The following is a 25869-nucleotide window of genomic DNA, read 5'->3' as shown; positions in this document are numbered from 1 at the left end:
ATGAGCTATCGGATCGAGGGCGCCACCGGCGAGTGGGAAGTGGTGATCGGGCTGGAAGTCCATGCCCAGATCAGCACGCAGGCCAAGCTGTTTTCGGGCGCGGCAACGGCGTTCGGCGCCGAGCCCAACACCCAGGTCAGCCTGGTCGATGCAGCGATGCCCGGGATGCTGCCGGTGCTGAACGCAGAATGCATCCGCCAGGCGGTGCGCACCGGCCTGGCGATCGACGCGCAGATCAACCAATGGTCGCGCTTCGATCGCAAGAACTATTTCTACGCCGATCTGCCGCAAGGCTACCAGATCAGCCAGCTGTACCATCCGATCGTCGGCGAAGGTGCGATCGAGATCGTGCCCGATGACAAGCACCCCGATCAGACCAAAGTGATCGGCGTCGAGCGTATCCACGTCGAACAGGACGCGGGCAAGCTGATGCACGATCAGCATCCGACGATGAGCTATGTCGACCTCAACCGTTCGGGCGTGGCGCTGATGGAAATCGTCAGCAAGCCCGACATGACCAGCCCGGCCGAAGCCGGCGCGTATCTGGCCAAATTGCGCAGCATCCTGCGCTATGTCGGCTCGTGCGACGGCAATATGGATCAGGGCTCGATGCGCGCCGACGTCAATGTCTCGGTGCGCCGCGCGGGCGAACCGCTGGGCACGCGCACCGAGACCAAGAACGTCAATTCGGTGCGCTTCGTCATGGCGACAGTCGAATACGAGGCCAGCCGCCAGGTCGACGTGATCGAGGGCGGCGGCAAGATCGTTCAGGAAACACGGCTGTTCGATCCCGACAGCGGCACGACGCGATCGATGCGCAGCAAGGAAGACGCGCACGACTATCGCTATTTCCCCGATCCCGATCTGCTGCCGCTGGTGCTGACCGACGAATTCATCGCCGAATGCCGCGCCAGCCTGCCGGAATTGCCCGATGCCAAGCGCAAGCGCTACCAAACCGCGCTGGGCCTCTCTGCCTATAACGCCGGCGTGCTGACGGCCGACGCCGACACTGCGCGCTGGTTCGAACACTTGCTGGCCGACAGTGCGAAGCGTCAGGGCAAAAGCGAAAGCGATGTTGCGCGCCTGGCATCAAACTGGCTGACAAGTGAACTGTTCGGCGCGCTGAACAAGCTCGGGCGCAACTTGTCCGACAGTCCGATCACGCCGGAGGCGGGCGGCGAACTGCTCGCGCTGGTGGGTGATGGCACGATCTCGGGTTCGATCGCCAAGCAGGTGCTTGAAAAGATGCTGGAGACCGGCGACGCCCCCGGCGTGATCGTCGAACGCGAAGGCCTGACCCAGACCAGCGACACCGGCGCGATCGAAGCCGCCGTCGACGGTATCCTTGCGGCCAACGCCGACAAGGTGGAACAGTATCGCGCGGGCAAGGAGGCGCTGTTCGGCTTCTTTGTCGGCCAGACGATGAAAGCGATGCAGGGCAAGGGCAATCCGCAGCTGGTGAATCAGGTGTTGAAAGCCAAATTGTGAGCGAATTGCGCGGATCCTGCCAATGCGGCACGGTCACGTACGAGGTCGCCGATGCGTTCGAATACGCGATAAATTGCCACTGCTCGCTGTGCCGGCGGACAACCGGCGCGGCATTCAAGCCGATTGCGGGCATCCCGGCTGCAAAGTTGCGGATCACCGCGGGTCAGGATGCGATCCGGGTCATCGGCGCCGCTGGCTGGCATGACGAACGATGCAGCGCGTGTGGCTCGTTCCTCTATGCCGTGGTCCGCGAAGGTGCCTACGTCCATGTCGCCATGGGCACGCTGATCGACACCCCCACGATCCGCCCGACCGCGCACATCTTCGTCGGCTCCAAAGCCGGGTGGTACACGATCACCGACGACCTGCCGCAATACGACGGGCATGTCGTATAGCGCAGCCGCTGTAACATGGTCTTGCCAAATTTTGCCAAAAACGGTATGCGTGTATGATGACCACGATGAACATATCGCTTCCCGAAGCGCTGAAATCGTTTGTGGATCAACAAGTTGCGCAGCACGGGTATGGCACGAGCAGTGAATATATGCGGGAGCTGATCCGCAAGGATCAGGATCGGCAGCACTTGCGCAACCTGTTGTTGGATGGGGCAAGTTCGCCGGCGACTGCGCCCGTAGATGCCGCTTATTTCCAGGAATTGCGCGATCGGGTCACAAGCCGCGCCGCATTGTGACGGCTTTGCCTGTGGTCCCGCGCGCCATGGCGCGGGCGGATATGGACGAGGCGATTACACATCTGATCGCAGAGGCTGGCGTCGATACGGCTCTGAATTTCATTGCCGAAATCGAAACGGCTTTTGCGATGCTTGGCGAATTTCCTGCCGCCGGATCGCCGCGCTGGGCGCACGAACTCAGTTTGCCTGGCCTGCGTAGTTGGCGGCTCGGTAATTTTCCATGGCTGATCTGTTATATCGCACATGATGACAGGGTTGATGTCTGGCGTGTGCTGCATGCCAAACGCGACATGCCGGCCTGGCTCGCCAGCGACGAATGAAATGCAACCCGGCTCCCCTCCCCAGAAGGGGAGGGGCTGAGCCTTACTCCGCCGCTTTGACTTCCTCCACGGGCAAGCCGAGCGCCGCCAATTGCGGCCGGATTTTCGCGGCATCGCCCACCACGACCCACACGATCCGCGACGGATCGATCTGCGCGTGGATCGCCTTGTCGAGATCGGTGGCGGTCATCGCGCGATAGCGCGCGGGCAATTGCGTGTAATAGTCGTCGGGGCGGTGGTATTGCACGATCTTGGCGATGCCATCGAGCACGGCGCCCGATGTTTCGAACATTCCCGGCAGTTTCGCCGCAGCGCCGGTCACGGCGAAGGTCAGTTCTGCAGGCGTGGTCGGCTTGGTGCCCGGATAGCCGGCGATTTCCTTGCGCAATTCGGCAATGGCGGGCCCCGTCTTGTCGATCTGCACCGGTGCATAAATACGCAAGGCCACGCGGTTTTCGCGGTCACCGATGCCGGCATAGGCGCCATAGGACCAGCCCTTCTGTTCGCGCAGGTTCTGCGTGAACCGGCCGAGAAAATCGCCGAGCACGTCGTTTGCTGCGCGCAGCATGACCAGATCATCGGTGCCGCTGACCGGCAGCACTTCGCCGCCAGCAATCTGCGCCTGCGGCGTGCCGGGGTGATCGATCAGCACGATATGTTCGCGCGTCGGCGGCAGCGCCATGTCGAAATGTTTGACGGGGGCCGCCTGTGCGGGCGCGGACCAGGTGCCAAAGCTCGCTTCGAGCAGGGGCTTGACCGCGGCCAGCGTCGTATCGCCGACGACGAACAGGCTGGCGCGGTCGGGACGCAGCCACGCGTCATGCCAGCGGACCAGATCGTCACGGGTCATCGCGGTGACGCTGGCTTTGTCGCCAGTGCCGGTCAGCGCGGTGCCATAAGGATGGCCCGGGCCATAAATCGCAGGATACAGTGCGCGTGTCGCGGCGCCATCGGGATCCTGCAGTTCGGCATCGATAGCCGACAGCTGCTGCGCACGCACGCGCACGAGATCGGCTTCGCGCAGGCCCGGATGCCGCACGAAATCGCTCAACAGGCTGAGCGAAGCGGCCAGATTGGGCACCAGCGCATCGAGTTGGAACGCGGTCTGGTCGGGGCCCGATTGCGCATCGATCGTCGCGCCAAGCCGTTCGCGCGCGCGTGCCAGCGACACCGCGTCGAGGCTTTGCGTGCCTTCGTCCATCAGTTTCAGCAGCAGCGCTTCGGTGCCGCGCCCGCCTGTGGGGTCGGCGGCATAGCCCGCATCGAACGACACGCGCACCGATACCACCGGCACCGCGCTGCGCCGCGCGAAATAGACCTTGATGCCGTTCGACAGCGTGGTCCGCTCGATCGCGGGGAATGGCAGCGGTGCCACTGCGGCAATCCCCGGCAGATGGCTGCGATCGCCATCGGGGCTGGTCACGGTCAGCCCCGCCGGCACCGCGGGCGGGGGCGTGATCGGGGGCAGGGCACTGTCGCCGCCGCGATTTTCGCCACCGGCAGTGCGCGCGCCGGGCTCGATCGTCAGCCGCAGACCGGGGTGTCCGAGCCATTTCTGCATGGCCACGCGCACATCGGCGGGCGTCAGCTTGGCGATACGATCGAGTTCGGTACGATAATGCGCCGGGTCGTTGGAATACAGCAACCCTTGCGCCAGGACCGGCGCCTGGCCAGTGCCACCGCCGGTCTGTTCGAGCTGGCGGATCGTCGTGCTGACTTCGGCCATCGCCGCACGCTGCATTTCGTCGGGGGTTGGGCCCTTGTCGATCAGGCGCGCGATTTCGGCGTCGAGCGCCGCACTGACCGCTTTGACATCCTGGCCCGGCTTGACATCGGCGGTCGCTTCGAACCAGCCGCCCTGTGCATGAATTTCTGCGCTCGCCGCCGCGCCGACCGCGATTTCGCGGCCATGGACCAGCGCATCGGCCAGGCGCGAGCTGGACAGGCCGCCCAGGATCTGCGCGCCGATCGACAGTGGCAGATAGTCGGGATCGTTCAGCCCGGGGATCGGCCAGGTGCGATAGACCCGCGTCGTCGCGATCTGGTCATGCAGCAAAATTTCAACCGGCGCCTTGAGCGGCATAACCGGCACACTGACCGGCTGCACTTTCGGCCCGGGCGCGATGGCGCCGAACCATTCGGTGACTTTGGCTTTCGCCGTCGCAAGGTCGATATCGCCGGCCAGTGCGAGCACGGCGTTATCGGGTCCGTAATGGTCGTGGAACCAGCCTTTCACATCGTCTAGCGAAGCCTTGTCGAGATCGTCCATCGATCCGATCGTGGAATGATGATACGGATTTCCGGCCGGATAAAGCACTTCGGTCTCGTCATAATTGACGATGCCGTAAGGCTGGTTGTCATCCTGGCGCTTTTCGTTTTTTACGACCGAGCGCTGCGCATCGACGCGTTCCTGCGTCATCGCCGGCAACAGCCAGCCCATGCGATCGCTTTCCATCATCAGCGCGCGATCGAGCGCAACGGTCGGCACGGTTTCGAAATAGGTCGTACGATCGAACCAGGTGTTGCCGTTCATGTCGGTCGCGCCGATTTCGCTCAGCGGCGCAAAGAAATTGCCCGGCACATGTTCGGAGCCATAGAACATCAGGTGTTCGAACAGATGCGCAAAGCCCGTGCGCCCACGCGGTTCGTTTTTCGACCCCACGCCATACCACACCGACACCGCCACCACCGGCGCCTTGTGATCGGTGTGGACCAGCACGCGCAAGCCGTTGGGCAGAGTGAACTGTTCGTAGGGGATGTCGACCTTGCTGACCAGGTCGGCGACGGGCGCCGGTGCCTGTTGCGCATGGGCGAGCTGGGCGATCAACAGTGACGCAGTGGCGAACAAGGCAGTGTGGCGCATGGAGTTCCCGTCTGGAGACCTGAGTTGCCGTATCATTCCAAAACTGGTCGGTGATGACCAGAGACAAAAGCGCGTGCCCCCAGGTATTGAGTGCAAATGTAGCCTGTTTACAAAGCTCTCGTCCGCAGGGAGGGCCTAAAAATAATATGATCGCTTTTATGCCGCTTCGGCCAGCGCGTAGATCCGGCAGTGTTCCAGATACGCCGCCTCGTGCAACGCGACCAGCGCCACGACCGCTTGCCACAGCCACAACGGTGCGTCGAGCGTGCGCCCATGCGCCTCGGTCAGGGCCGCGTGCCATTTGTCGCGCGTGGTGGCGTCCATCTGGCGCGCATGCGCCCTGCCGACTACGCGGGCCAGGCTGCGCGCCGATGCGATCGCCTCGTCACCGGTGAACTGTTCGATCTCGATCTTCAGGTCCTGTGGCAGCAATTCGCGCACGATCACCGATTTGCCCAGCAGCTTTGCGGCCACCATCCGGTTGCCCAGGTGCGGCGACAGCGCGCGCGCCCCGGCGACCACACGCTCGGCGGGCTCGCCCGGCATCCTGGCGTCATCGGTCGAGGGTGCCACGCTGGCGATCGCTTCCTTGATGTCGATCAGGCCGTATGTCTGCGCGCCTTTGGCATCCTCGACGCCGATCAGCACGGCATAGCGCAACAGCCCGAGCGAACTGCACCCTTTGCGCCAATAGGCGGCATCGTGGATGTGAACCTTGCAGTCATCGGGCGAATTGAACGCAGTCAGGGCCAGGCTTGTGACTATCGGCGTATGGATGAGCGCGTGCAGCGCTTCGCGTTCCGCATCATCGATCGGCCAATATCTCTTGCCCAGCGGGATGGTCGGCTTGGCGTCCCCGATCCGCTCGCGTGCCAGATGTTTCCAGCTGCGGCGCAGTGCGCGGCGGCGCACGGTGCGCACGATGTCGGACTCGGGCTCGACAGCGTCATCGGGCAGGAAGGCGCGTTCGTAACTGTCGGCGACGGCCTCGATCATCCGCGCCGAAACCACGCCGGGCAGATCCGACCCGCGTATGGCGGTCTGCAGGCTGAGCGCCAGGCGCAGGATGTCATGCGCAGGATTGCCGATCACGGTCTGATCCAGATCGCGGATTTCGATTTCGATATGATCGTCGCTGTCTGCCACCGGGCCCAGATTGCCGACATGGCAATCGCCGCAGATCCAGATCGAGGGTCCGGCGGGCAACGCCGCGCCCACCGGCGATTGCGCCAGCCACTCATAAAACTTTGCAGTGTTGCCCCGCACATAGGCATGGGTCGATCGCGCCATTTTCAATTGGCGGGTGCCGTCCAGCGCAGCTTTGCGCTGGTTCGGCTTGATGTATCTGGTCAATTCGGTCCCCCATGTGACGTTTCTGTGACAGGTATAACGCATGAAACACGCAGCGGCCCCATGATCTGATCTGCAATGCGGAGGAATTTTGTCCCGCAATCTTGTGTTGCCGAAAAGCAACACTACCTTCGAGAGCACAAGGAGATAGTCGCACCATGAATCTCGAAAAATTCACCGACCGGGCCAAGGGGTTTCTGCAGGCTGCGCAGACGCTCGCGATCCGGCTGAACCATCAGCGGATCACGCCCGAACACGTATTGAAGGCGTTGCTCGAAGACCCCGAAGGCATGGCGAGCGGGCTGATCCAGCGCGCCGGGGGCAATCCCGCGATCGCCAATGCCGAAACCGACAAGGCATTGGCCAAGATTGCGGCGGTGAGCGGGGCAGGGGCGCAGACCTCGCCGGGGCTCGACAACGACACCGTGCGCCTGCTCGACCAGGCCGAACAGATCGCGACCAAATCGGCCGACAGCTTTGTCACCGTCGAGCGCATCCTGGTGGCACTGACGCTGGCGACCACGACCGCGGCCGGGGCCGCCCTGAAAGCCGCGAATGTCACCGCGACCACGCTGGAAGCAGCGATTTCCGCGCTTCGCGGCGGGCGCAATGCCGACAGCGCGAGCGCTGAAAACGCCTATGACGCGATGAAGAAATACGCCCGCGACCTGACCGAAGTGGCACGCAGTGGCAAGCTCGATCCGGTGATCGGCCGCGACGAGGAAATCCGCCGCACGATCCAGATCCTGGCGCGGCGAACCAAGAACAACCCTGCGCTGATCGGTGAACCAGGCGTGGGCAAGACCGCGATTGCCGAGGGGCTGGCGTTGCGCATTGCCAATGGCGACGTGCCCGAATCCTTGCGCAACCGCCGGCTGATGGCGCTCGACATGGGCGCGCTGATCGCGGGCGCGAAATACCGCGGCGAATTCGAGGAACGGCTGAAGGCCGTGCTCGACGAAGTGAAGGGCGCAGACGGCGAGATCATCCTGTTTATCGATGAAATGCACACGCTGATCGGCGCGGGCAAGGGCGAGGGCGCGATGGATGCGTCGAACCTGCTCAAACCCGCGCTGGCGCGCGGCGAACTGCATTGCATCGGCGCGACCACGCTCGACGAATATCAGAAATATGTCGAAAAGGACCCGGCACTGCAGCGGCGGTTTCAGCCGGTGTTCGTCGGCGAGCCGACCGTGGAGGACACGATCTCGATCCTGCGCGGCATCAAGGAAAAGTACGAATTGCACCACGGCGTGCGCATCGCCGATGCCGCGATCGTGGCGGCGGCGACACTGTCGAACCGCTATATCGCCGACCGGTTCCTGCCCGACAAGGCGATCGACCTGATGGACGAAGCCGCCAGCCGCATCCGCATGGAAGTGGAATCGAAGCCCGAGGAGATCGAAAACCTCGACCGCCGGATCATGCAACTGAAGATCGAGGACATGGCGCTGGCCAGGGAAAGCGATGCCGCGTCGAAAGACCGGCTGGTCGCGCTGCGCGAAGACCTCGCCAATCTGGAGCAGCGGTCGAGCGAACTGACCACGCGCTGGCAGAACGAACGCGACAAGATCGCGGCCGAGGGCAAGATCAAGGAAGCGCTCGACACGGCGAAGATCGAACTCGATCAGGCGCAGCGCCAAGGCGATCTCGGTCGCGCGGGCGAACTGGCCTATGGCCGGATTCCCGATCTCGAGCGCCAGCTTGCCGATGCCCAGGGGCAGGCGGAAAACGCGCTGCTGCGCGAGGAAGTGACCGCCGACGACATCGCCGGCGTGGTCAGCCGCTGGACGGGGATCCCCGTCGATCGCATGCTCGCCGGCGAACGCGAAAAACTGCTGGCGATGGAATCGGCACTGGGCAAGCGCGTGATCGGCCAGTCGCAGGCGGTGGTCGCGGTATCGAAAGCCGTGCGCCGCGCGCGCGCCGGGTTGCAGGACCCGAATCGGCCACTGGGCAGCTTTCTGTTCCTGGGCCCCACGGGCGTGGGCAAGACCGAGCTGACCAAGGCGCTCGCGGGCTTCATGTTCGACGATGACAACGCGATGGTGCGCATCGACATGTCCGAATTCATGGAGAAACACAGCGTCAGCCGCCTGATCGGTGCGCCGCCTGGCTATGTCGGATACGACCAGGGCGGTGTCCTGACCGAGGCCGTGCGCCGCCGGCCGTACCAGGTCATCCTGTTCGACGAGGTTGAAAAGGCGCACAGCGATGTGTTCAACGTGCTGTTGCAGGTGCTCGATGACGGCCGCCTGACCGACGGGCAGGGGCGTGTGGTGGATTTTACCAACACCGTGATCATCCTGACCAGCAATCTGGGCAGCCAGTATCTGGCGAACCTGGACGACGACCACGATGTCGCCAGTGTCGAGCCGCAGGTGATGGATATCGTGCGCGCGCATTTCCGGCCAGAATTCCTCAACCGGCTGGATGAAATCATCCTGTTCCACCGCCTGGGCCAGCAGCACATGGCGCCGATCGTCGATATCCAGGTCGGCCGCGTCGCCAAACTGCTGAAGGACCGCAAGATCACGCTCGACCTGTCCGATGCGGCCAAGCGCTGGCTCGGCCGTGTCGGGTACGACCCGGTCTACGGGGCGCGCCCGCTCAAGCGTGCGGTGCAGCGGTATGTGCAGGACCCGCTGGCGGAAAAGCTGCTGGGCGGCGAAGTGCCCGATGGCAGCACCGTGCACATCGACGAAGGCGACGGGGCACTGACGTTCGACGTGGCGTAATAAAGCCTGCCCTGTGAATGGGGAGGGTGGGGTGGGGGGTTACTACGCCCGTGGTGGTCGCGTTATTGCGGGCGTCGTGACCCCCTCCGCAACCCCTCCCCCGAAGGCTAAGGGATTCACGCATGTTATCTTTGCCGTCATTCCTGCGGACGCAGGAATCCAGACTAGGCGCCAAGTGCTGAGGTTTGTACTGGGTGCCCAGCCTGGATTCCCGCGTCCGCGGGAATGACAAACAAGGTTACGATGTGCTCATCCTGTAGCCCTTGGGGGAGTGGCCAGGTTAATTCAGTTCGGCAATCCGCCCACCGGCAGGCGGAAATCCAGCACGTCCAGCGCGTGTTGCAGGTGCGTCGCGGCGCGGCTTTCGCCAGCGTGGTCGAGCAGGCCCAGCGCCTGTTGCATCAGCGCGGCGGCGCGGAACAGGCTGGCATCCTGAACGGTGTCGAATGGTCGTGTGTCTGTGGTCATCGCGTGATCCGCTGGTTGGAGCCGCCACTGTCGCACAGCGTCGTTACGGCATGATGCATGCTACGTAGGGAGTTTTTCCGGCACGGGCGGGCGCCCAACACACCTTTTTTGGGCATGACGCTTGCCAGGCGCCGCAATGCGCGGTGTGATGGGGCCATGGACAAGACCGCAGGCCCCGCCATGTCGCGACGCACGATGATCGCGCTATCCACTGTCGCCACTGTGCTGGCCACCCGGCAGAGCGCCCAGGCCGCCACGGCGCCGGGTGCGGGACCGCTGACCGGCTGGACCGCACGCGCGCTGGCATCGGCGATCGCGACGCGGCAGGTATCCGCGGTCGAAGTGATGACCGCGCATCTCGACCGGATCGCGGTAGTCAATCCGCGCGTCAATGCCATCGTCGGCATGCCGGCCCGCGCGCAATTGCTGGCGCAAGCGGACGCTGCGGACCGGCAGGTGGCGAGCGGTGGCCCGATCGGCCCGCTGCATGGCCTGCCGCACGCGGTCAAGGATCTGGAGGCGGTTGCGGGCCTGCCCTGGACGCTTGGGTCGCCGATCTTTGCGCACCAAATCGCAGCGCGCGACGGGATCGTGGCTGAACGGCTGCGCCGTGCCGGCGTGGTATTTATCGGCAAGACCAACGCACCCGAATTCGGGCTTGGGTCGCACACGTATAATCCGGTGTGGGGGATCACGCGCAATCCGTGGAACCCGGCACTTTCGGCAGGTGGCAGCAGCGGCGGTGCGGCAGCCGCGCTGGCAACGCATATGGTGCCGCTGGCCGATGGCAGCGATTACGGCGGGTCGCTGCGCAATCCTGCCGGATGGAACAACCTGTTCGGTTTTCGCACCAGCATCGGACGGGTGCCGTCAGGCGACGATGACGACTGGATCCCTTCGCCCGGGGTGGCCGGGCCGATGGCGCGCAATGTCGGCGATCTGGCCCTGATGCTGTCGGTGATGGCCGGGTATGACACGCGCATGCCGCTGTCGATGCAATCCGATGCCAAAGTGCTGCGCGCTGTGGATCCTGCCGCGATGGCGGGCAAACGGATCGCCTGGTCGGGCGATTTTGGCGGCAAGGTGCCGTTCGATCCCGGTGTGCTCGATACCTGCCGCCAGGCGCTGGACCGGTTTTCGGCGATGGGCGCGCATGTCGAAACGGCGGTGCCCGATTTTTCTGTCGACGATGCGTGGCGCGCCTTCGTCGGCCTGCGCCAATGGCACAATGGGGCCGGGATGCTGCCATTGTACACCAACCCGGTCACACGTGCGCTGCTCAAGCCCGAGGCGATCTGGGAAATCGAAGGCGGCAGGACATTGAGCGCGTATGATGTAGCGGCGCTGTCGGCGATCCAGACGGGATGGAGCCGCGCTGTCGCCGCGTTGTTTGAACGCTATGACTACTGGATCGTGCCGACCGCACAAGTCTGGCCGTTTCCGGTCGAACAGCATTGGCCCAAAGTGGTCGGCGGGCAAACCATGCGCAGCTATCACGAATGGATGAAGGCGGTGTGCCTGATCACGCTGTCGGGCTGCCCCGCGCTCGCCGTGCCCGCCGGGTTTGGCGCCAATGGCCTGCCCATGGGGGTGCAGATCATCGCGCCGGTGCATGCAGAGGCCGCCTGTCTGGCGGCGGCGGCAGCCTATGAGGCGGCGGCGGGCGACATTCTGGCCAAAACGCCGGTGGTGTGATCCATGGCGCCGGTGCTCAGGCGCCCGCCCGGATCGCATGCTCCATCGCCAGCCGGCCAAGCAGCGGCACCTTTTCGGCCATCGCCTGCGCGTGCACTGACGAGGCAGTGCCATCGATCACGCGGCGCTTGATGCCCTGGACGATCGAGGCGAGGCGAAACAGGTTGTACGCCAGGTACCAGTCGATATCGGGCAGGCCGTCGCGCCCGGTTGCGGCGCAATAGCGCGCGACCACTTCGTCCAGCTCGGGAATACCCAGCGCCTTGCGGTCCAGATCGCGCACGCCCGATCGCCCGCCGTTGTCCTGCGCCCAGGTGGTGCACAAGTAGGTGAAATCGGCGAGCGGATCGCCCAAAGTCGACAGTTCCCAGTCTAGCACCGCAGCGACCTGGGGCGCGCCATGGGCAAAGATCAGGTTGTCGATGCGATAATCGCCATGCACCACGCTGGTCCGCGTCTGTTCGGGCAGCGTTTGCGGCAGCCATGCCATCAGGCGTTCCATATCGGGCATCGGCTCGGTTTCGGCCAGCCGGTACTGCCTGGTCCAGCGATCGATCTGGCGGCCGAAATAATTGCCCGGCTTGCCATAGCTGCCAAGATTCACCGCCTCGACATCGATCGCATGCAGCGCGGCGAGCGTATCGACCATCGCGTGATAATGCGCGCGCCGTTCGTCGGGCGTGGCGCCGGGCATCGCGCCGTCCCAGATCGTGTGCCCTTCGGCCAGGCCCATCACATAGAACCAGGATCCGATCACGCTGTCGTCGGTACACAGCCCGTATTGCGGCGCGACAGGAAAGCCGGTGCCGGCCAGTGCCGCCTGTACGGTGTATTCGCGATCGACCGCATGTGCCGAGGGCAGCAATTTGCCGAATGGTTTGCGTCGCAGGACATACGGGCCCGATGGCGCATCGATGCGATAGGTCGGATTGGACTGGCCGCCCTTGAACTTCGAGATCGACAAGGGGCCGGCAAACCCTGCGACATTGTCGCCGAACCAGCGGGTCAGTCTGGCCTCGTCCAGCCGGTCATCGCCTTGCGGCGCGACAGTGCCGGTAAAGGCCGCCTGCGCATCGATGGCGACGGGGGTGGTCACTGGTTCTGCTCGAACATGATGACCGATCGTGCCGAATGCCCTGCCTTCATCTTGTCGAAACCGGCGTTGATCTGGTCGAGCGGAATGCGTTCGGCGATGATCGTGTCGAGATCGAGCAGTCCACGCATGTAGAAATCGACCAGCCGCGGCAGATCGACCGGAAACCGGTTCATCCCCATGACTGCGCCCTGCAGTTTCTTGCCGGTCAGCAGATCCATTGCCGACAGGCCGACGCGCTCGTTCAGCGGCATCATGCCCAGGATCGTCGCGGTGCCGCCATTGCGCAAGCTGGCCACGGCGAGCGCGGCCGATTGCGGACGCCCGACCGCTTCGATCGCATGATCGACCCCGCCCTTGGTCGCGGTCTTGATCTGTTCGGCGGCATCGGGCGCGCCGGTGTCGATCGCATCGGTCGCACCCAGTTTCAGCGCGAGCGCCCGCTTTTCGGCGATTGGATCGGCGGCGAAGATCCGGCCTGCGCCCGCGATTTTGGCGGCGTTAATCGTCGCAAGACCTACCCCGCCACAGCCGATGACGGCCACGGTCTCGCCCGGTGTCAGCTTGCACGCGTTGAAGATCGCGCCCGCGCCGGTCGTCACCGCGCAGCCGATCACGGCCGCGCGGTCGAGCGGCATGTCGCGATTGATCGCCACACAGGCATGTTCGTGGACCAGCATCATTTCGGCAAACGCCGACAGGTTGAGCATCTGCATGACCGTGCTGCCATCGCGCGTGCGCGTCAGGCGCGGTGCCTGGTCGCGCGGGCGCCGTGTCTCGGCGCCGCTGCACAGCGCCATGCGCCCGGTCACGCAATATTCGCAATGTCCGCAAAACGCCGACAGGCAGGTGACGACATGATCGCCGACTTTGACCGAGTGGACATCGCTGCCGACCTGCTCGACGATTCCGGCCGCCTCGTGCCCGAGGACACACGGCGTTGGCGGCGGGTACGCGCCATCGATGAAGTGCAGATCCGAATGGCACAGCCCGCAGGCCACCGTGCGGATCAGCACTTCACGCGGGCCCGGCTTGGCCACGGTCAAATGATCGATAACCAGCGGTGCGCCCGCCTGTTCGAGTATCGCGGCTCTCATCCCGGTTGTATCCCTGTTGTGGCCTGTAGGGCCCGGTTAGGCGGGCTTGTCGGTGTGGCGCGCAAATTCGATGCGGGCGATCGCGCGCTGGTGGACCTCATCGGGACCATCGGCCAGCCGCAGCGTGCGCTGGTGGGCATAGGAATTGGCCAAGCCGAAATCTTCCGACACCCCGGCACCGCCATGCGCCTGGATCGCGTCGTCGATGATCCGCAGCGCCATCGTCGGCGCCTGCACCTTGATCATCGCGATTTCGAGCGCGGCGCCCTTGTTGCCGATCTTGTCCATCATGTCGGCCGCCTTGAAACACAGCAGCCGGGTCATGTCGATATCGATACGCGCATTGGCAATGCGCTGTTCCCAGACCGAAAATTCGGAAATCTTGCGCCCGAATGCAGTGCGGGTCTGCAACCTGCGGGCCATCTTGCCGATCGCTTCCTCGGCGGCGCCGATCGTGCGCATGCAATGATGGATGCGGCCAGGCCCGAGCCGCCCCTGCGCGATCTCGAACCCGCGCCCTTCGCCCAACAGGATGTTGTCCACCGGCACGCGCACATCGGTCAATTGCACTTCCATATGGCCATGCGGCGCATCGTCATAGCCAAACACGGGCAGATGGCGGATGACGTCGACGCCGGGCGTATCGACAGGCACCAGCACCATCGATTGCTGCGCATGGCGCTTGGCCCCGGTGTCGGTCTTGCCCATCACGATCAGGATCTTGCACCGCGGATCGCCCAGGCCAGACGACCACCATTTGCGCCCGTTGATCACATAATGATCGCCATCGCGCACGATCGAGGTTTCGACATTGGTTGCATCGGACGAGGCGACTTGCGGCTCGGTCATCAGGAACGCCGAGCGGATTTCGCCGTTCATCAGCGGTTTGAGCCACCGGTCCTTCTGGTCGCGGGTGCCGTAGCGGTGCAGCACTTCCATGTTGCCGGTGTCGGGCGCAGCGCAATTGAACACTTCGCTCGACCACGTGATCCGGCCCATTTCCTCGGCACAGATCGCGTATTCCAGATTGGTCAGGCCGGGACCCTCGAATTCGAAACTGTCATCGACATGGTGATGTCCGCCATTGCGCGGCGGCATGAACAGGTTCCAGATGCCTGCCGATTTGGCCCGCACCTTTTCGTCTTCGATGACTTGCAGGACTTTCCAGCGGCCGCCTTCGGCCTGTTGCGCCTTGTAGTCCTTTTCGCGGGGGCGGACGTTGGTTTCGATGAAATCACGCACGCGGTCGCGCCAGTACACTTGCCGTTCGTTTGGATCGAAATCCATCGTCACTCTCCCGTTACGCCGGCAGGCCGGCGCCGAATCCTGATTTTTAATCTATCGGTTAAACATTTGCGCCATGCCGCGCGCCAGATCAAGTCGGTTCATTCCGCCGTGGCCTTGAATGTGTCGAGCATGTCGGAAATGCCCGGTGTTGCCGGGTCCCAGCTATGGCGGGGGCCGACGGTCAGGCCGCCATCGACGATCAACGCGGTGCCGGTGACAAACGCCGCGGCTTCGCTGGCCAGGAACAGCACGGCCTGCGCGATATCCTCGCTCTGCCCGCCACGCGCGACGGGTTGCGCATGGGCCGACATCTGCGCGATCACGCCCCTGGCGGCGGCTTCCGTTTCGCCGGTAAGCCCGAGCGCGCTGGTAAAGATGCCGGTGTTGATAAACCCGGGCTGCACCGCCGCCACGCGGATGCCATGGCGGGCAAGGTCGGTCGCGGCGACTTTGGTCAGTTGCAGCACGCCGGCCTTGGCCACGGTATAGGCGCTGGGCGCATAGCCCGGGCCGACCGCTGCCACGCTCGATGTGTTGATGATCGCTGCGCCGCCGTTGCGCGTCGATGGCCGGCCGATCATGTGCGGCACGGCATAGCGGATGCCGAATGCGACCGAGCGCAGCAGCAGTGCCATCGTGTGGTCCCAGCCTGCGGGTTCGATCGTGTCCAGCCCCGCGCGCTCTCCGCCTGCGCCCGCGTTGTTGAACACCACATCGATGCCGCCGGTTTCGGCGCCGGCGCGGTCCATCAGGTCGCGAATGGCTTCGGTGTGGATGACATCGGTGATCTGCGTGCGGCATTGGCCGTTCGATGCCGCGGCCGTGGCGGCCAGCCCGGCCGCATCGATGTCGGCGGCATAGACGATCGCGCCTTCGCCGGCAAAGGCCAGCGCAGCGGCGCGGCCGATCCCCGATGCCGCGCCGGTGACGACCACGGTCTTGCCGGCGAAGCGCGTATCTGCAGTCATGACATCCCGATCCAGAACCTGTGTTTTGTGTTGATTGCGGCGCATTTGGCCGATCGTCAACGGACTTCGACTTGACGTTACGGCATGCACACATCCGCAAAATCGCCAAAAATCCGCACTTGTGGCGTCAGCCGGATCGTTTTAACCTCTCGCTTAAGAGAGGAGACCAAGATGTCTGAACTGGACACGTTTCGCGAAGAGATTCGCGCCTGGCTCGATGCCAACTGCCCGCCCGAGATGCGCCTGCCCGTCTCCGACGAAAGCGACATGTGCTGGGGCGGCCGCAACTTCGTGCCGAAGAACGACGCGCAGAAGCTGTGGCTCGATCGCTGCGTCGCCAGGGGCTACACCGTGCCCGACTGGCCCGTGGCATACGGCGGCGCGGGGATGACCCCGGCGCAGGCGAAAGTATGGCGCGAGGAACTGGCGCGGATCGGCGGGCGCGCGCCGCTGTCCAGCTTCGGCATCTGGATGCTCGGCCCCGCGCTGCTGAAATTCGGCACAGAAGAGCAGAAAGTGCATTACCTGGGCCAGATCGCGCGCGGTGAAATTCGCTGGTGCCAGGGGTATTCGGAACCGGGCTCGGGCTCCGACCTTGTCAGCCTGCAGACATACGGCGAAGATCGGGGCGACCATTGGGTGGTCAACGGCCAGAAGATCTGGACCAGCTATGCCGACAAGGCCGACTGGATTTTCTGCCTGGTGCGCACCGACAAGGCGAACAAGTACCAAGGCATCAGCTTTCTGCTGTTCGACATGACCACGCCCGGGGTTACCACCCGGCCAATTCTGTTGATCAGCGGCAATTCGCCGTTTTGCGAAACGTTTTTCGACGATGTCGTCGTACCCAAGCGCCAGATCGTGGGCGAACTCAACCGCGGCTGGGACGTTGCCAAATACCTGTTGGGCCACGAGCGCGAGATGATCTCTGGCGCGGGCGGTGCCGACCGGCTGAATACGATCGGCGCGGTCGTCCACCGCAACGGCGGCATCGATAATCCGGTGCTGCGCGCGGAACTGGCCATGTTCGATATCGACGCGCTGGCGTTCGGCGCGATGGGCGAAAAATTCCTCGACGAGGCCAAAGTGGGCAAGGCGCACCCGGCGCAGCCCAACATGATGAAATACACCGGCACCGAGCTGAACAAGCGGCGCCATGAATTGCTGATGGCGGCAGGCGGATCGACCGCGCTCGAATGGGACAGCACCGAAACGCGGGGCGGAGCGGCTGCGCGTGGCTGGCTGCGCACAAAGGCCAATTCGATCGAGGGCGGCACCAGCGAAGTCATGCTCAACGTCGTTGCCAAACGCATCCTCGACCTTCCTGGCGCGTAATGCCGACCCGTTCCGCTCGTCATCCCGGATCAAGTCCGGGATGACGACAAGGTGATGCAAGACCTCAATTCAACGGAGCCACCATGCCGCTCTACCATACCGAAGACCAGACGATGCTGGCCGATACCGTCACCGGGTTCGTCGCCAACGCCGGCGCGATCAAGACGCAGCTGCGACGGCTGCGCGATAGCGGCGATGCCGCCGGATACGATCCGAAATTGTGGAAGCAGTTCGGCGAAATGGGGCTGACCGGCGTTCTGCTGAGCGAAGCCGACGGCGGGCTCGGGCTGGGCCATGTCGAGGCGGGCATCGTGCTGCGCGAAATCGGCCGCAACCTGACGCCGTCGCCGTTCCTGGCGACCGCGGTCATCGGCGCAATCGCGCTGGGTGCCGCCACCGACGAGGTAAAGGGCCGCTATCTGCCCGGAATCATCGCGGGCGAAACCGTGCTGGCGCTGGCGGTGGACGAGGGTGCCAAACATCGCCCCGAACGCATCGCGTTAAGGGCAGAGCGCGCTGGCAACGGCTTTCGCCTGACCGGCGCCAAGGATTTCGTGATCCACGGGGCGACCGCCGACGCGCTGATCGTTGCGGCACGGACATCGGGCAGCGACCGCGATGCCGATGGCATCACGCTGTTTGCTGTGCCGCGCGATGCCGCCGGCATCGGCCACAATGCGGTGCGGCTGGTCGACAGCGCGATGGCCAGCCATGTCACGTTCGATGGGGTGCAGGTCGATGGTGGCACCGTGATCGGCGATGTCGATGGTGGCCGCGCCTTGCTCGAAAAGGTGCTGAACGCAGGGCGCGTCGGCGCGGCGGCCGAATTGAACGGCGTGGGCGGCGGCGCATTCGCACTGACCACCGGATACCTGAAGACGCGCAAGCAGTTCGGCCGGCTGATCGGCGAATTCCAGGCGTTGCAACACCGCGCCGCGCATCTCTATGCCGAGCTGGAAATCGCGGATGCTGCCGTGATCAAGGCACAGCAATTGCTCGATGGGGGATCGGCCAGGGCTGACGTAATGGTCAGTGTGGCCAAGGCCAAGGCCACGCTCGCGACCAATCTGGCGGTGCGCGAAGGCGTGCAGATGCACGGCGGCGTCGGCATGACCGATGAATACGATATCGGTTTGTTCATGAAACGCGAGCGCGCGCTGACCGAATTCCTGGGCGATGCCAGCTACCATGCCGACCGCGTCGCCACGCTTTCCGGCTATTGAAGGATCTCGATATGGATTTTGCCAAATTGTTCAGTCTCGAGGGGCGCGTTGCCGTGGTCACCGGCGGATCGCGCGGGATCGGCGCGATGATTGCCGAAGGCTTCCTCGCCGCCGGCGCCGCGCGCGTCTACATCACCGCGCGCAAGGCCGAAGTGGTTGCCGACACCGCCGCGCGGCTGGGCGAACGCTGTATCGCGCTGCCGGGCGACATTTCGACGATCGCGGGGATCGAGGCGCTGGTCGAGGATTTGCAGGCGCGCGAAACGCAGCTGGACATCCTGGTCAACAATGCCGGGGTGGCATGGGGTGCCGAATTCGAAAGCTTTCCTGAAATGGGTTGGGACAAGGTGATGAACCTCAATGTCAAAACTCCGTTTTTCCTCACCCAGAAACTGCTGCCGATGCTCAAGGCCGGCGCGGTGGAGCACCCGGCCAAAGTGATCAACATCGCCTCGATCGACGGTTTGCGGATCAATCCATGGGAAACGTATTCGTACCAGGCGTCGAAAGCGGCCGTGGTGCAGCTGACCCGGCGCATGTCCGCGCGGCTGATCCGCGACAATATCGTGGTGTCGTGCATCTGCCCCGGCGCGTTCCCGTCGGAAATGAACAAGGCCGCCAAGAACGCGCCCGACGCCTCGTCCAAGGCGATCCCGTCGCGCCGCGTCGGCGATCTTGAGGATATGGCGGGCGGTGCGATCTACCTCGCCAGCAGGGCCGGTGACTATGTCGTGGGCACGCCGCTGCCGATCGACGGCGGCATCGTCAACGGGTGGATCCCCGACGATTTTGCGGATCCGTCGGGGCACTGACGATTGCGTCTAAGCCTCTCCCCTTCAGGGCAGGGCTTTTTTATGGCTGTCCGACGAACGTGATTACCCAGAAGTCCGGCGGGGCGTTGATGCGCAGCGGTACGACCGTGGCCGCGCCCACGCCGCCGGTGATGATTTCCAGGTGCTTGTCGAACCGCACCATGCCGCACCGCGTCTTGGGCGGATAACGCCAGTTGCCGTGGAAATAATCATAGGAATTGTCGAAGCCGGGAAACACGATCTGGCCGCAATGCGAATGCCCGGCCAGGATGACCGGGATCTCGTGCGAAATTGCCCCCCAGTACGGCGGCGGATGCAGCATCAGCACGCGCATGCCGCCAAGCTTCCTGGCCTGTTTGACCAAAGCGGGAATTGGCGGGGACAAGGGCAGGCGTATGTTCTCACCGATCAGCGCGATCGGGCCGACCCGCACGACCTGGTCGTGCAGCACGGTGATCCCGGCCTTGTGCAGCGCCGCATCGACCTGGGCGGGCGAGGTGTCGTCATCGTGATTGCCCAGCACCGCAAAGACTCCGAGCGGCGCGCGCAGGCGCGACAGCGGAAGGCTGAGCATTTCGGGATGAAAATCGCTGCTCTTGACGCCCAACCCGTTGACCAGGTCGCCCGCGATCCACACGGTATCGGGATGCTGCGCATTGACTTGCGCGATGATCCGGTCGAACCGCGCGGCCGACATCGCATGATTGCCGACGTGAATGTCCGAGATCAGCACGACGCGCAGCGGCCGGGTGCCGGCAGGAACGCCGCGCATCGCGATCGTAACGCGGCGCACGATGGGGTCGCTTTGCGCTTCGTGCCAGCCCTCGACGACGAGGAAGACGAACAACAGGATGACCGCAAGCACGGCCGCCTGGAAGACCTGGAATTTCGTCAAAAGCGCGTCAGCCGTCGGTCAGTTCGCGGACGAAGTCGATCAATCCGGTCTGGCGTTTGCGCTGCATGCGTTCGGCGGCCAGGATCTGGCGCACTTTGCCAAAGCAGGTTTCAACATCATCGTTGACCACGACGTAATCGTAACTGTCCCAATGGCTGATTTCCGCCTGCGAGCGTGCCATGCGCGCGCTGATCACATCGGCGCTGTCGGTGCCGCGCCCTTCGAGCCGTCGGCGCAATTCGTCCAGACTGGGCGGCAGGATGAACACGCGGACCACATCGGCCTCGGCCTTCTGGTGCAACTGCTGCGTGCCTTGCCAGTCGATGTCGAACAGGAAATCCTGCCCTGCCTTGAGCCCGGTGCGGATCTGCCCTTTGGGCGTGCCATAGCTGTTGTCGAACACGCGCGCCCATTCATAGAATTCGCCCGCCTCGACCATCTGGTCGAACCGCGCCTGATCGATGAAATGGTAGTCGTGCCCATCGACTTCGCCGGGGCGGATCGGCCGGGTGGTCGCGGAAACCGACAGCCCGAGCTCGGGCTCGGCCGAAAGCAATTTGCGCGCGATCGTGGTCTTGCCAGCGCCCGATGGCGACGACAGGATGAACATCAAGCCGCGCCGGTGCAGCGTGTCCTGGTCTTGGGGCATGGGAGAAGGGGCTTGGGCCATGCGCGCAGATGCCAAACCACAGGGGGCGCGGTCAAGGCCCGAGTTATTCGCTCCGCCTGGCGCGCCGGCGGTCGCTGATCGTCTTGGCCAGCAGGCCGCCGCCGACGAGAATGGCGCCGGGAATCGAGCGGCGCGCAACCGTTGCCAGCGCAGTGCCGACCAAGGTTTGCGTGATCGTGCGGCCGCGAATCACCCGGCCGGGTACATCCCTGCCTTTCAGCAAGGCCATTTCGACCGAGCGCCGCAGCAGGTTCGCGCCGGCGCGCAAGGCGACATCGGCCACGATCAGCGATACGACGGGGTCGATAGCCGGCGGCGCGGATGGGGTGGGCCGGGACTTTTTCTTGCGGAACAGGGGCATGACGTATCGTACCGTTCGATGCTATTTCTTGCGACCAAAATCGATCGTCACGACATTCGATCCGTCGTCGCTTGCCGGATCGGCATCGGCAGAGTCTGCAACCGGCGCGTCAGGGCTGTCGTTCTCGGCATCGTCGGGCAAATCGTCGTCGATGTCGTGCGTCGCCTGGAACTGCAGGCCGAAATCGACTGCCGGATCGACAAACGCCGTGATCGCGCTGAACGGAATGACCAGGTTGGCGGGCACCTGGTTGAACGTCAGCCCGACGCTGAAGCCGGTTGGGGTGACTTTCAGGTCCCAGAACTTGTTCTGCAGCACGATCGTCATTTCGTCGGGAAAGCGTTCGGTCAGCCGCGTCGGAATCGACACGCCCGGCGCGCCGGTCTTGAACGTGATATAGAAATGATGCGCGCCGGGCAGATTGCCGCCGCCCGCCTCGACCTGGCCCAGCACACGGCCGACCACGGCGCGCAGCGCCTCCTGCACGATCTCGTCATAAGGGATCAGACTGTCGGGTGCTTCGCTCATGCCTGTTCGAATGCCGATGCCGGGCGCACGGGTCAAGTGCAGATTGATCGGCGCGCTTATAAGCGCACACCTCGCCCAAGCAGATTATTGCTTTGCGCCAGCCTGCGCGTATAGGCGTGTGCGATGCGCACCGCCACCATCGCCCGCACCACCGCCGAAACCGATATTGCCGTGACGGTCAATCTCGACGGGGCCGGCGTGTACGACATTTCGACCGGAATCGGCTTTCTCGATCATATGGTCGAACAGTTCAGCCGCCATTCGCTGATCGATGTCACCATGCGGGTCAGGGGCGACCTGCATATCGACCAGCATCACACCACCGAGGACAGCGCGATCGCGCTGGGCCAGGCGATTTACCAGGCGCTCGGCGATAAAAAGGGCATCGCCCGCTATGGCGAGGCGCACGCGCCGATGGACGAGGCGCTGGCGCGCGTGGCGCTCGACATTTCGGGCCGGCCCATATTGGTGTGGAACGCCAGTTTCACGCAGCCGCGCCTGGGCGAAATGGATACCGAACTGTTCGAACACTGGTTTCAATCGGTGTCCCAAGCCGCTGGAATAACGCTGCATATCGCGTGCCTGTACGGCAGTAACAATCACCATGTGATCGAAGGCATCTATAAGGCATTCGCCCGCGCGATGCGCCAGGCCGTGGCGATCGACCCGCGCAAGGGTGACGCCATTCCATCGACCAAGGGCCAGCTGGGTGGCTGATGTTACCGCGCTGATCGACTATGGCGCGGGTAATCTGCGGTCGGTTGCCAATGCCCTGCGCGTGGCGGGCGAACGCTATGGCATCGCCGATCCCGTCGTGGTGACGGCCGATCCCGACGTCGTGGCGCGCGCAGCGCGTATCGTGTTGCCCGGCGTCGGTGCGTTTCGCGCCTGTGCCGAGGCGCTGCGCGGCGTCCCCGGGCTGGTCGAGGCGATGACCACGCGGGTGCAGACGGACGGCGCGCCGTTCCTGGGCATTTGCGTCGGCATGCAATTGCTGGCGACGCGCGGCATCGAATACGGCAGCACGCCGGGGCTCGACTGGATCGGCGGCGAAGTGCGTCCGATCGAGCCGGCGGATCCCACGATCAAAGTGCCGCACATGGGCTGGAACGATGTCGAACCGCACGGCGGCGCGACCCTGGTGCAACCGGGCGAGGCCTATTTCCTGCATTCGTATCATTTCGTAGCCGACAGCGCCGATCATATCGCCGCGATGACCGATCACGGTGGCGGCCTGGTCGCCGCTGTCGGGCGCGACACCGTGCTGGGCGTGCAGTTTCATCCGGAAAAAAGCCAGGATTACGGGTTGGAATTCCTCACCCGCTTCCTCGAGTGGAACCCGTAACGCCATGATCGTTTTCCCTGCCATCGACCTCAAGGGAGGCGAAGTCGTCCGGCTGGCCGAGGGCGATATGGCCCGCGCCACCGTTTATGGCGACGATCCCGCACACCAGGCGCGGCTGTTTGCCGATGCCGGCAGCCCGTACCTGCATGTCGTCGACCTGGATGGCGCATTCGCCGGCGAAGCGCGCAACCGCTCTGCGGTCGAGGGCATTCTCGATGCATTTCCCGGCCATGTGCAACTGGGCGGGGGCATCCGCAATCCGATTGCAGTCGATGGCTGGTTCGATCTGGGCGTGGCGCGCGTGGTGATCGGCACGGCGGCGCTCAATGATCCGCAATTCGTGCGCGACATGGCCAAGGCCTATCCCGGCGGGATTGTCGTCGCGGTCGATGCGCGCGGCGGCATGGTCGCCACGCATGGCTGGGCCGAAGTGTCCGATGTGTCGATCGCCGACATGGCGCGCCGGTTCGAGGATGCGGGCGTCGCCGCGATCCTGTTCACAGACGTTGGCCGCGACGGCCTTCTGAAAGGCTGTAACATCGAGGCGACGGTCGATCTGGCGCGCGTGACGCGCATTCCGGTCATCGCCAGCGGCGGGGTCAAGGGGCTCGATGATATCCGCATGCTGAAAATCCACGAAAACGACGGGATCGAAGGCGTGATCACCGGCCGCGCGCTGTATGACGGGCGGCTCGACCTGGCCGCCGCGATCGCGATTGCCGAGGCGACATGAGCGTCCGCATCCGCGTCATTCCCTGCCTCGATGTGGCCGAAGGTCGCGTCGTCAAAGGCGTGAATTTCGTCGATCTGCGCGATGCGGGCGATCCGGTCGAACAGGCGCGCGCCTATGATGCGGCGGGCGCGGACGAGCTGTGCTTTCTCGATATTTCGGCCACAGTCGAAGGGCGCGGGACGCTGCTCGACGTCGTCGCGCGCACCGCAGAAGTGTGTTTCATGCCGCTGACAGTGGGCGGCGGGGTGCGCGCGGTCGCCGATGCGCGCGCGTTGCTGCTGGCGGGCGCGGACAAGATCGCGGTGAATTCCGCAGCGGTTGCGCGGCCCGAACTGGTGCGCGACATCGCCGAGAAATTCGGTGCGCAATGCGTGGTGGGATCGGTCGATGCGCGGCGCATCGGGCCCGGCAAATGGGAAATTTTCACGCATGGCGGGCGCAACGCGACAGGCGTGGACGCGGTCGCGCATGCGGTCAATCTGGCGACCCTTGGCGCGGGCGAACTGCTGGTTACCTCGATGGATGGCGACGGCACCCAGCGCGGCTATGACCTGGAGCTCACCCGCACCATCGCCGACGCAGTGCCGGTGCCGGTGATTGCGAGCGGCGGCGTCGGCTCGCTCGATCATCTGGTGGCGGGCGTGATCGAGGGGCATGCGAGCGCGGTCCTTGCCGCATCGATCTTTCATTTCGGCACGTATTCGATCGCACAGGCGCATGCCGCGTTGCGCGCGGCGGGGCTGCCGGCGCGCGGTTAAAGGATCGCGCCTGAACCGTACCCTGTTGGGACGGTGGTATTGCGGCCGCCACATGTCCTTGGCGAATCGAACACTTGAGCTTACGGGAGCGGACGATGTCCCCCCGGTACCCCATCTTGGCCCTCGCGTTTTCCGCATGGGCGGCAGCGCCGGCCTGGGCCGATCCGGTCGTGGGCGCCGGCGCGAAAGTCGAAGAGCCAGCCGCGCTCGCCTTGCTCGCGCTGGGCGTGATCGGGCTGGTCGTTGGCCGCTACGTGGCAAAACACCGCGACTGACTCTTGACGGGCTTTGGCCTGCGCTTCATGGGCGATGCCCATGGATCACGCCGATATTCTCGCCCGTCTTGAAACGGTGATCGCAGGCCGCCTCGGCGCCGATCCCGAAACCAGCTATGTCGCGCGGCTTCACGCCAAAGGCACGGGCAAGATCGCGCAGAAAATCGGTGAAGAAGCGACCGAAGTCGTGATCGCCGCGCTGACCGGCGATGACGCGAACCTCACTGGAGAGGCCGCCGACCTGCTGTTTCACCTGATGGTCCTGCTTGGCGCGCGCGGCGTGCCGCTGGGCGCGGTGCTGGCCGAACTGGCATGGCGCGAAGGCACATCGGGCATCGCCGAAAAAGCAGCAAGAGGAGCGTGATCATGGCCGTGGACGCCACATTGCCCTACGACGACCAGAACATTTTCGCCAGGATCCTGCGCGGCGAAATCCCTGCGCGCAAAGTCCATGAAGACGATTGGGCGCTGGCGTTCCACGACATCAACCCGCAGGCGCCGACGCATGTATTGGTCATCCCCAAAGGCGCCTATGTCAGCTGGGACGATTTCAGCGCCAGGGCGTCCGACGCCGAAATCGCCGGGTTCGTCCGCGCGGTCGGCCATGTCGCGCGCGAAGCGGGCCTCGTCGCGCCGGGCTATCGCCTGCTGGCGAACACCGGCACGGACAGCCACCAGGAAGTCCCGCACCTGCATGTGCATATTTTTGCCGGGCGCGCGCTTGGCCCGATGCTGGCGGGTTGAGCGCAGGTTTGGGCCACGTGGGTCCGGCCTGGCAGAGAAGCGCAACCCTCTCTCTCCACCCGTCGCCCCGGACCTGATCCGGGGCTGTGCTTCTTTGGGAGCGACCGAAAAGAAGAAGCACAACCCCGGATC

At 64.3% G+C, this 25869-nt stretch carries 27 protein-coding genes; 16 read left to right on the top strand and 11 right to left on the bottom strand.

Annotated elements, in window-relative coordinates; genetic code table 11:
* The 4 genes from gatB to ACOOE2_RS12700 are packed head-to-tail and all read left to right on the top strand — an operon-like array spanning nucleotide 1 to nucleotide 2499.
* Nucleotides 1-1488 carry an Asp-tRNA(Asn)/Glu-tRNA(Gln) amidotransferase subunit GatB gene (gatB, locus tag ACOOE2_RS12715; RefSeq protein WP_420383369.1) on the top strand — a complete coding sequence of 496 codons (1488 nt, stop codon included), beginning with the start codon at nucleotides 1-3 and terminating at the stop codon, nucleotides 1486-1488.
* Nucleotides 1485-1883, top strand: coding sequence for a GFA family protein (locus ACOOE2_RS12710; RefSeq protein ID WP_420383368.1), 399 nt, complete (start codon nucleotides 1485-1487; stop codon nucleotides 1881-1883). Before gatB ends, ACOOE2_RS12710 begins: the two co-directional genes overlap by 4 nt.
* 53 nt (nucleotides 1884-1936) lie before the next feature.
* Nucleotides 1937-2179, top strand: a complete 243-nt coding sequence (locus ACOOE2_RS12705) for a type II toxin-antitoxin system ParD family antitoxin (RefSeq protein ID WP_420383367.1) — start codon at nucleotides 1937-1939, stop codon at nucleotides 2177-2179.
* On the top strand, nucleotides 2176-2499 hold the full coding sequence (locus ACOOE2_RS12700; protein WP_420383366.1) for a type II toxin-antitoxin system RelE/ParE family toxin: 324 nt from the start codon (nucleotides 2176-2178) through the stop codon (nucleotides 2497-2499). Before ACOOE2_RS12705 ends, ACOOE2_RS12700 begins: the two co-directional genes overlap by 4 nt.
* A gap of 43 nt (nucleotides 2500-2542) precedes the next feature.
* On the opposite strand, the gene ACOOE2_RS12695 is transcribed toward ACOOE2_RS12700, so the two are convergent.
* Both ACOOE2_RS12695 and ACOOE2_RS12690 read right to left on the bottom strand, forming a co-directional pair.
* Nucleotides 2543-5362, bottom strand: coding sequence for a M16 family metallopeptidase (locus ACOOE2_RS12695; RefSeq protein ID WP_420383365.1), 2820 nt, complete (start codon nucleotides 5360-5362; stop codon nucleotides 2543-2545).
* 156 nt (nucleotides 5363-5518) lie between these two features.
* A complete protein-coding gene (locus tag ACOOE2_RS12690) occupies nucleotides 5519-6715 on the bottom strand; it encodes a DUF2252 family protein (RefSeq protein ID WP_420383364.1) in 1197 nt (398 codons plus the stop codon).
* 155 nt (nucleotides 6716-6870) lie between these two features.
* On the opposite strand from ACOOE2_RS12690, the gene clpB reads away from it, so the two are divergent.
* On the top strand, nucleotides 6871-9450 hold the full coding sequence (clpB, locus tag ACOOE2_RS12685) for an ATP-dependent chaperone ClpB (RefSeq protein ID WP_420383363.1): 2580 nt from the start codon (nucleotides 6871-6873) through the stop codon (nucleotides 9448-9450).
* A gap of 285 nt (nucleotides 9451-9735) precedes the next feature.
* Here the strand turns inward: clpB and ACOOE2_RS12680 are convergent, their stop codons facing one another.
* Complete coding sequence (locus ACOOE2_RS12680; RefSeq protein WP_420383362.1) at nucleotides 9736-9918, bottom strand: hypothetical protein; 183 nt, start codon at nucleotides 9916-9918, stop codon at nucleotides 9736-9738.
* Nucleotides 9919-10074: 156 nt separating this feature from the next.
* Here ACOOE2_RS12680 and ACOOE2_RS12675 point away from each other — a divergent pair, with 156 nt between their 5' ends.
* Nucleotides 10075-11613, top strand: a complete 1539-nt coding sequence (locus ACOOE2_RS12675; protein ID WP_420383361.1) for an amidase — start codon at nucleotides 10075-10077, stop codon at nucleotides 11611-11613.
* Nucleotides 11614-11629: 16 nt separating this feature from the next.
* Here ACOOE2_RS12675 and ACOOE2_RS12670 read toward each other — a convergent pair whose 3' ends face one another.
* The 4 genes from ACOOE2_RS12670 to ACOOE2_RS12655 all read right to left on the bottom strand — a co-directional run bounded on the left by ACOOE2_RS12670 (nucleotide 11630) and on the right by ACOOE2_RS12655 (nucleotide 16058).
* Nucleotides 11630-12709 (bottom strand): phosphotransferase family protein, encoded by a 1080-nt coding sequence (locus ACOOE2_RS12670; RefSeq protein WP_420383360.1) that lies wholly within the window; start codon nucleotides 12707-12709, stop codon nucleotides 11630-11632.
* Nucleotides 12706-13803, bottom strand: coding sequence for a Zn-dependent alcohol dehydrogenase (locus ACOOE2_RS12665; protein WP_420383359.1), 1098 nt, complete (start codon nucleotides 13801-13803; stop codon nucleotides 12706-12708). The genes ACOOE2_RS12670 and ACOOE2_RS12665 overlap by 4 nt, the downstream gene beginning before the upstream one ends.
* Before the next feature lie 36 nt (nucleotides 13804-13839).
* Nucleotides 13840-15090, bottom strand: a complete 1251-nt coding sequence (locus tag ACOOE2_RS12660) for an acyl-CoA dehydrogenase family protein (protein ID WP_420383358.1) — start codon at nucleotides 15088-15090, stop codon at nucleotides 13840-13842.
* A 98-nt stretch (nucleotides 15091-15188) separates the two neighbouring features.
* The gene (locus tag ACOOE2_RS12655) at nucleotides 15189-16058 is read right to left on the bottom strand and encodes an SDR family NAD(P)-dependent oxidoreductase (protein ID WP_420383357.1); all 870 of its coding nucleotides are present in this window, start codon (nucleotides 16056-16058) and stop codon (nucleotides 15189-15191) included.
* 171 nt (nucleotides 16059-16229) lie between these two features.
* Between ACOOE2_RS12655 and ACOOE2_RS12650 the strand changes: the two genes are divergently transcribed.
* From ACOOE2_RS12650 to ACOOE2_RS12640, 3 genes are all read left to right on the top strand, one after another.
* Entirely contained in the window at nucleotides 16230-17393 is a 1164-nt protein-coding gene (locus ACOOE2_RS12650) for an acyl-CoA dehydrogenase family protein (RefSeq protein ID WP_420383356.1), read from the top strand.
* A gap of 83 nt (nucleotides 17394-17476) precedes the next feature.
* Entirely contained in the window at nucleotides 17477-18616 is a 1140-nt protein-coding gene (locus ACOOE2_RS12645) for an acyl-CoA dehydrogenase family protein (protein WP_420383355.1), read from the top strand.
* Nucleotides 18617-18627: 11 nt separating this feature from the next.
* Nucleotides 18628-19428 carry an SDR family oxidoreductase gene (locus tag ACOOE2_RS12640; protein ID WP_420383354.1) on the top strand — a complete coding sequence of 267 codons (801 nt, stop codon included), beginning with the start codon at nucleotides 18628-18630 and terminating at the stop codon, nucleotides 19426-19428.
* A gap of 40 nt (nucleotides 19429-19468) precedes the next feature.
* On the opposite strand, the gene ACOOE2_RS12635 is transcribed toward ACOOE2_RS12640, so the two are convergent.
* The 4 genes from ACOOE2_RS12635 to ACOOE2_RS12620 form a co-directional block, all read right to left on the bottom strand.
* Complete coding sequence (locus tag ACOOE2_RS12635; RefSeq protein ID WP_420383353.1) at nucleotides 19469-20323, bottom strand: metallophosphoesterase; 855 nt, start codon at nucleotides 20321-20323, stop codon at nucleotides 19469-19471.
* A 7-nt stretch (nucleotides 20324-20330) separates the two neighbouring features.
* Complete coding sequence (gene gmk / locus ACOOE2_RS12630) at nucleotides 20331-20972, bottom strand: guanylate kinase (RefSeq protein ID WP_420383352.1); 642 nt, start codon at nucleotides 20970-20972, stop codon at nucleotides 20331-20333.
* A gap of 64 nt (nucleotides 20973-21036) precedes the next feature.
* Complete coding sequence (locus ACOOE2_RS12625; RefSeq protein ID WP_420383351.1) at nucleotides 21037-21354, bottom strand: hypothetical protein; 318 nt, start codon at nucleotides 21352-21354, stop codon at nucleotides 21037-21039.
* A 21-nt stretch (nucleotides 21355-21375) separates the two neighbouring features.
* Nucleotides 21376-21882, bottom strand: a complete 507-nt coding sequence (locus ACOOE2_RS12620; protein ID WP_420383350.1) for an SspB family protein — start codon at nucleotides 21880-21882, stop codon at nucleotides 21376-21378.
* 123 nt (nucleotides 21883-22005) lie between these two features.
* Here ACOOE2_RS12620 and hisB point away from each other — a divergent pair, with 123 nt between their 5' ends.
* The 7 genes from hisB to ACOOE2_RS12585 all read left to right on the top strand — a co-directional run bounded on the left by hisB (nucleotide 22006) and on the right by ACOOE2_RS12585 (nucleotide 25737).
* Nucleotides 22006-22599 (top strand): imidazoleglycerol-phosphate dehydratase HisB, encoded by a 594-nt coding sequence (gene hisB / locus ACOOE2_RS12615; protein ID WP_420383349.1) that lies wholly within the window; start codon nucleotides 22006-22008, stop codon nucleotides 22597-22599.
* Nucleotides 22592-23227, top strand: a complete 636-nt coding sequence (gene hisH / locus ACOOE2_RS12610; protein ID WP_420383348.1) for an imidazole glycerol phosphate synthase subunit HisH — start codon at nucleotides 22592-22594, stop codon at nucleotides 23225-23227. The genes hisB and hisH overlap by 8 nt, the downstream gene beginning before the upstream one ends.
* A 4-nt stretch (nucleotides 23228-23231) precedes the next feature.
* Nucleotides 23232-23960: a 1-(5-phosphoribosyl)-5-[(5-phosphoribosylamino)methylideneamino]imidazole-4-carboxamide isomerase gene (gene hisA, locus ACOOE2_RS12605; protein ID WP_420383347.1), complete on the top strand. Its 729-nt coding sequence runs from the start codon at nucleotides 23232-23234 to the stop codon at nucleotides 23958-23960.
* Complete coding sequence (gene hisF, locus ACOOE2_RS12600) at nucleotides 23957-24718, top strand: imidazole glycerol phosphate synthase subunit HisF (RefSeq protein ID WP_420383346.1); 762 nt, start codon at nucleotides 23957-23959, stop codon at nucleotides 24716-24718. Before hisA ends, hisF begins: the two co-directional genes overlap by 4 nt.
* A gap of 95 nt (nucleotides 24719-24813) precedes the next feature.
* Nucleotides 24814-24993, top strand: coding sequence for a hypothetical protein (locus tag ACOOE2_RS12595; RefSeq protein WP_420383345.1), 180 nt, complete (start codon nucleotides 24814-24816; stop codon nucleotides 24991-24993).
* A gap of 40 nt (nucleotides 24994-25033) precedes the next feature.
* Nucleotides 25034-25357: a phosphoribosyl-ATP diphosphatase gene (locus ACOOE2_RS12590; RefSeq protein WP_420383344.1), complete on the top strand. Its 324-nt coding sequence runs from the start codon at nucleotides 25034-25036 to the stop codon at nucleotides 25355-25357.
* A 2-nt stretch (nucleotides 25358-25359) separates the two neighbouring features.
* On the top strand, nucleotides 25360-25737 hold the full coding sequence (locus ACOOE2_RS12585) for a histidine triad nucleotide-binding protein (protein ID WP_420383343.1): 378 nt from the start codon (nucleotides 25360-25362) through the stop codon (nucleotides 25735-25737).
* The last annotated feature ends 132 nt before the right edge of the window (nucleotides 25738-25869 follow it).

It is taken from the genome of Novosphingobium sp., from assembly GCF_965214355.1.
Classification (GTDB): domain Bacteria; phylum Pseudomonadota; class Alphaproteobacteria; order Sphingomonadales; family Sphingomonadaceae; genus Novosphingobium.
This window is presented reverse-complemented; position numbering and strand designations above follow the sequence as displayed.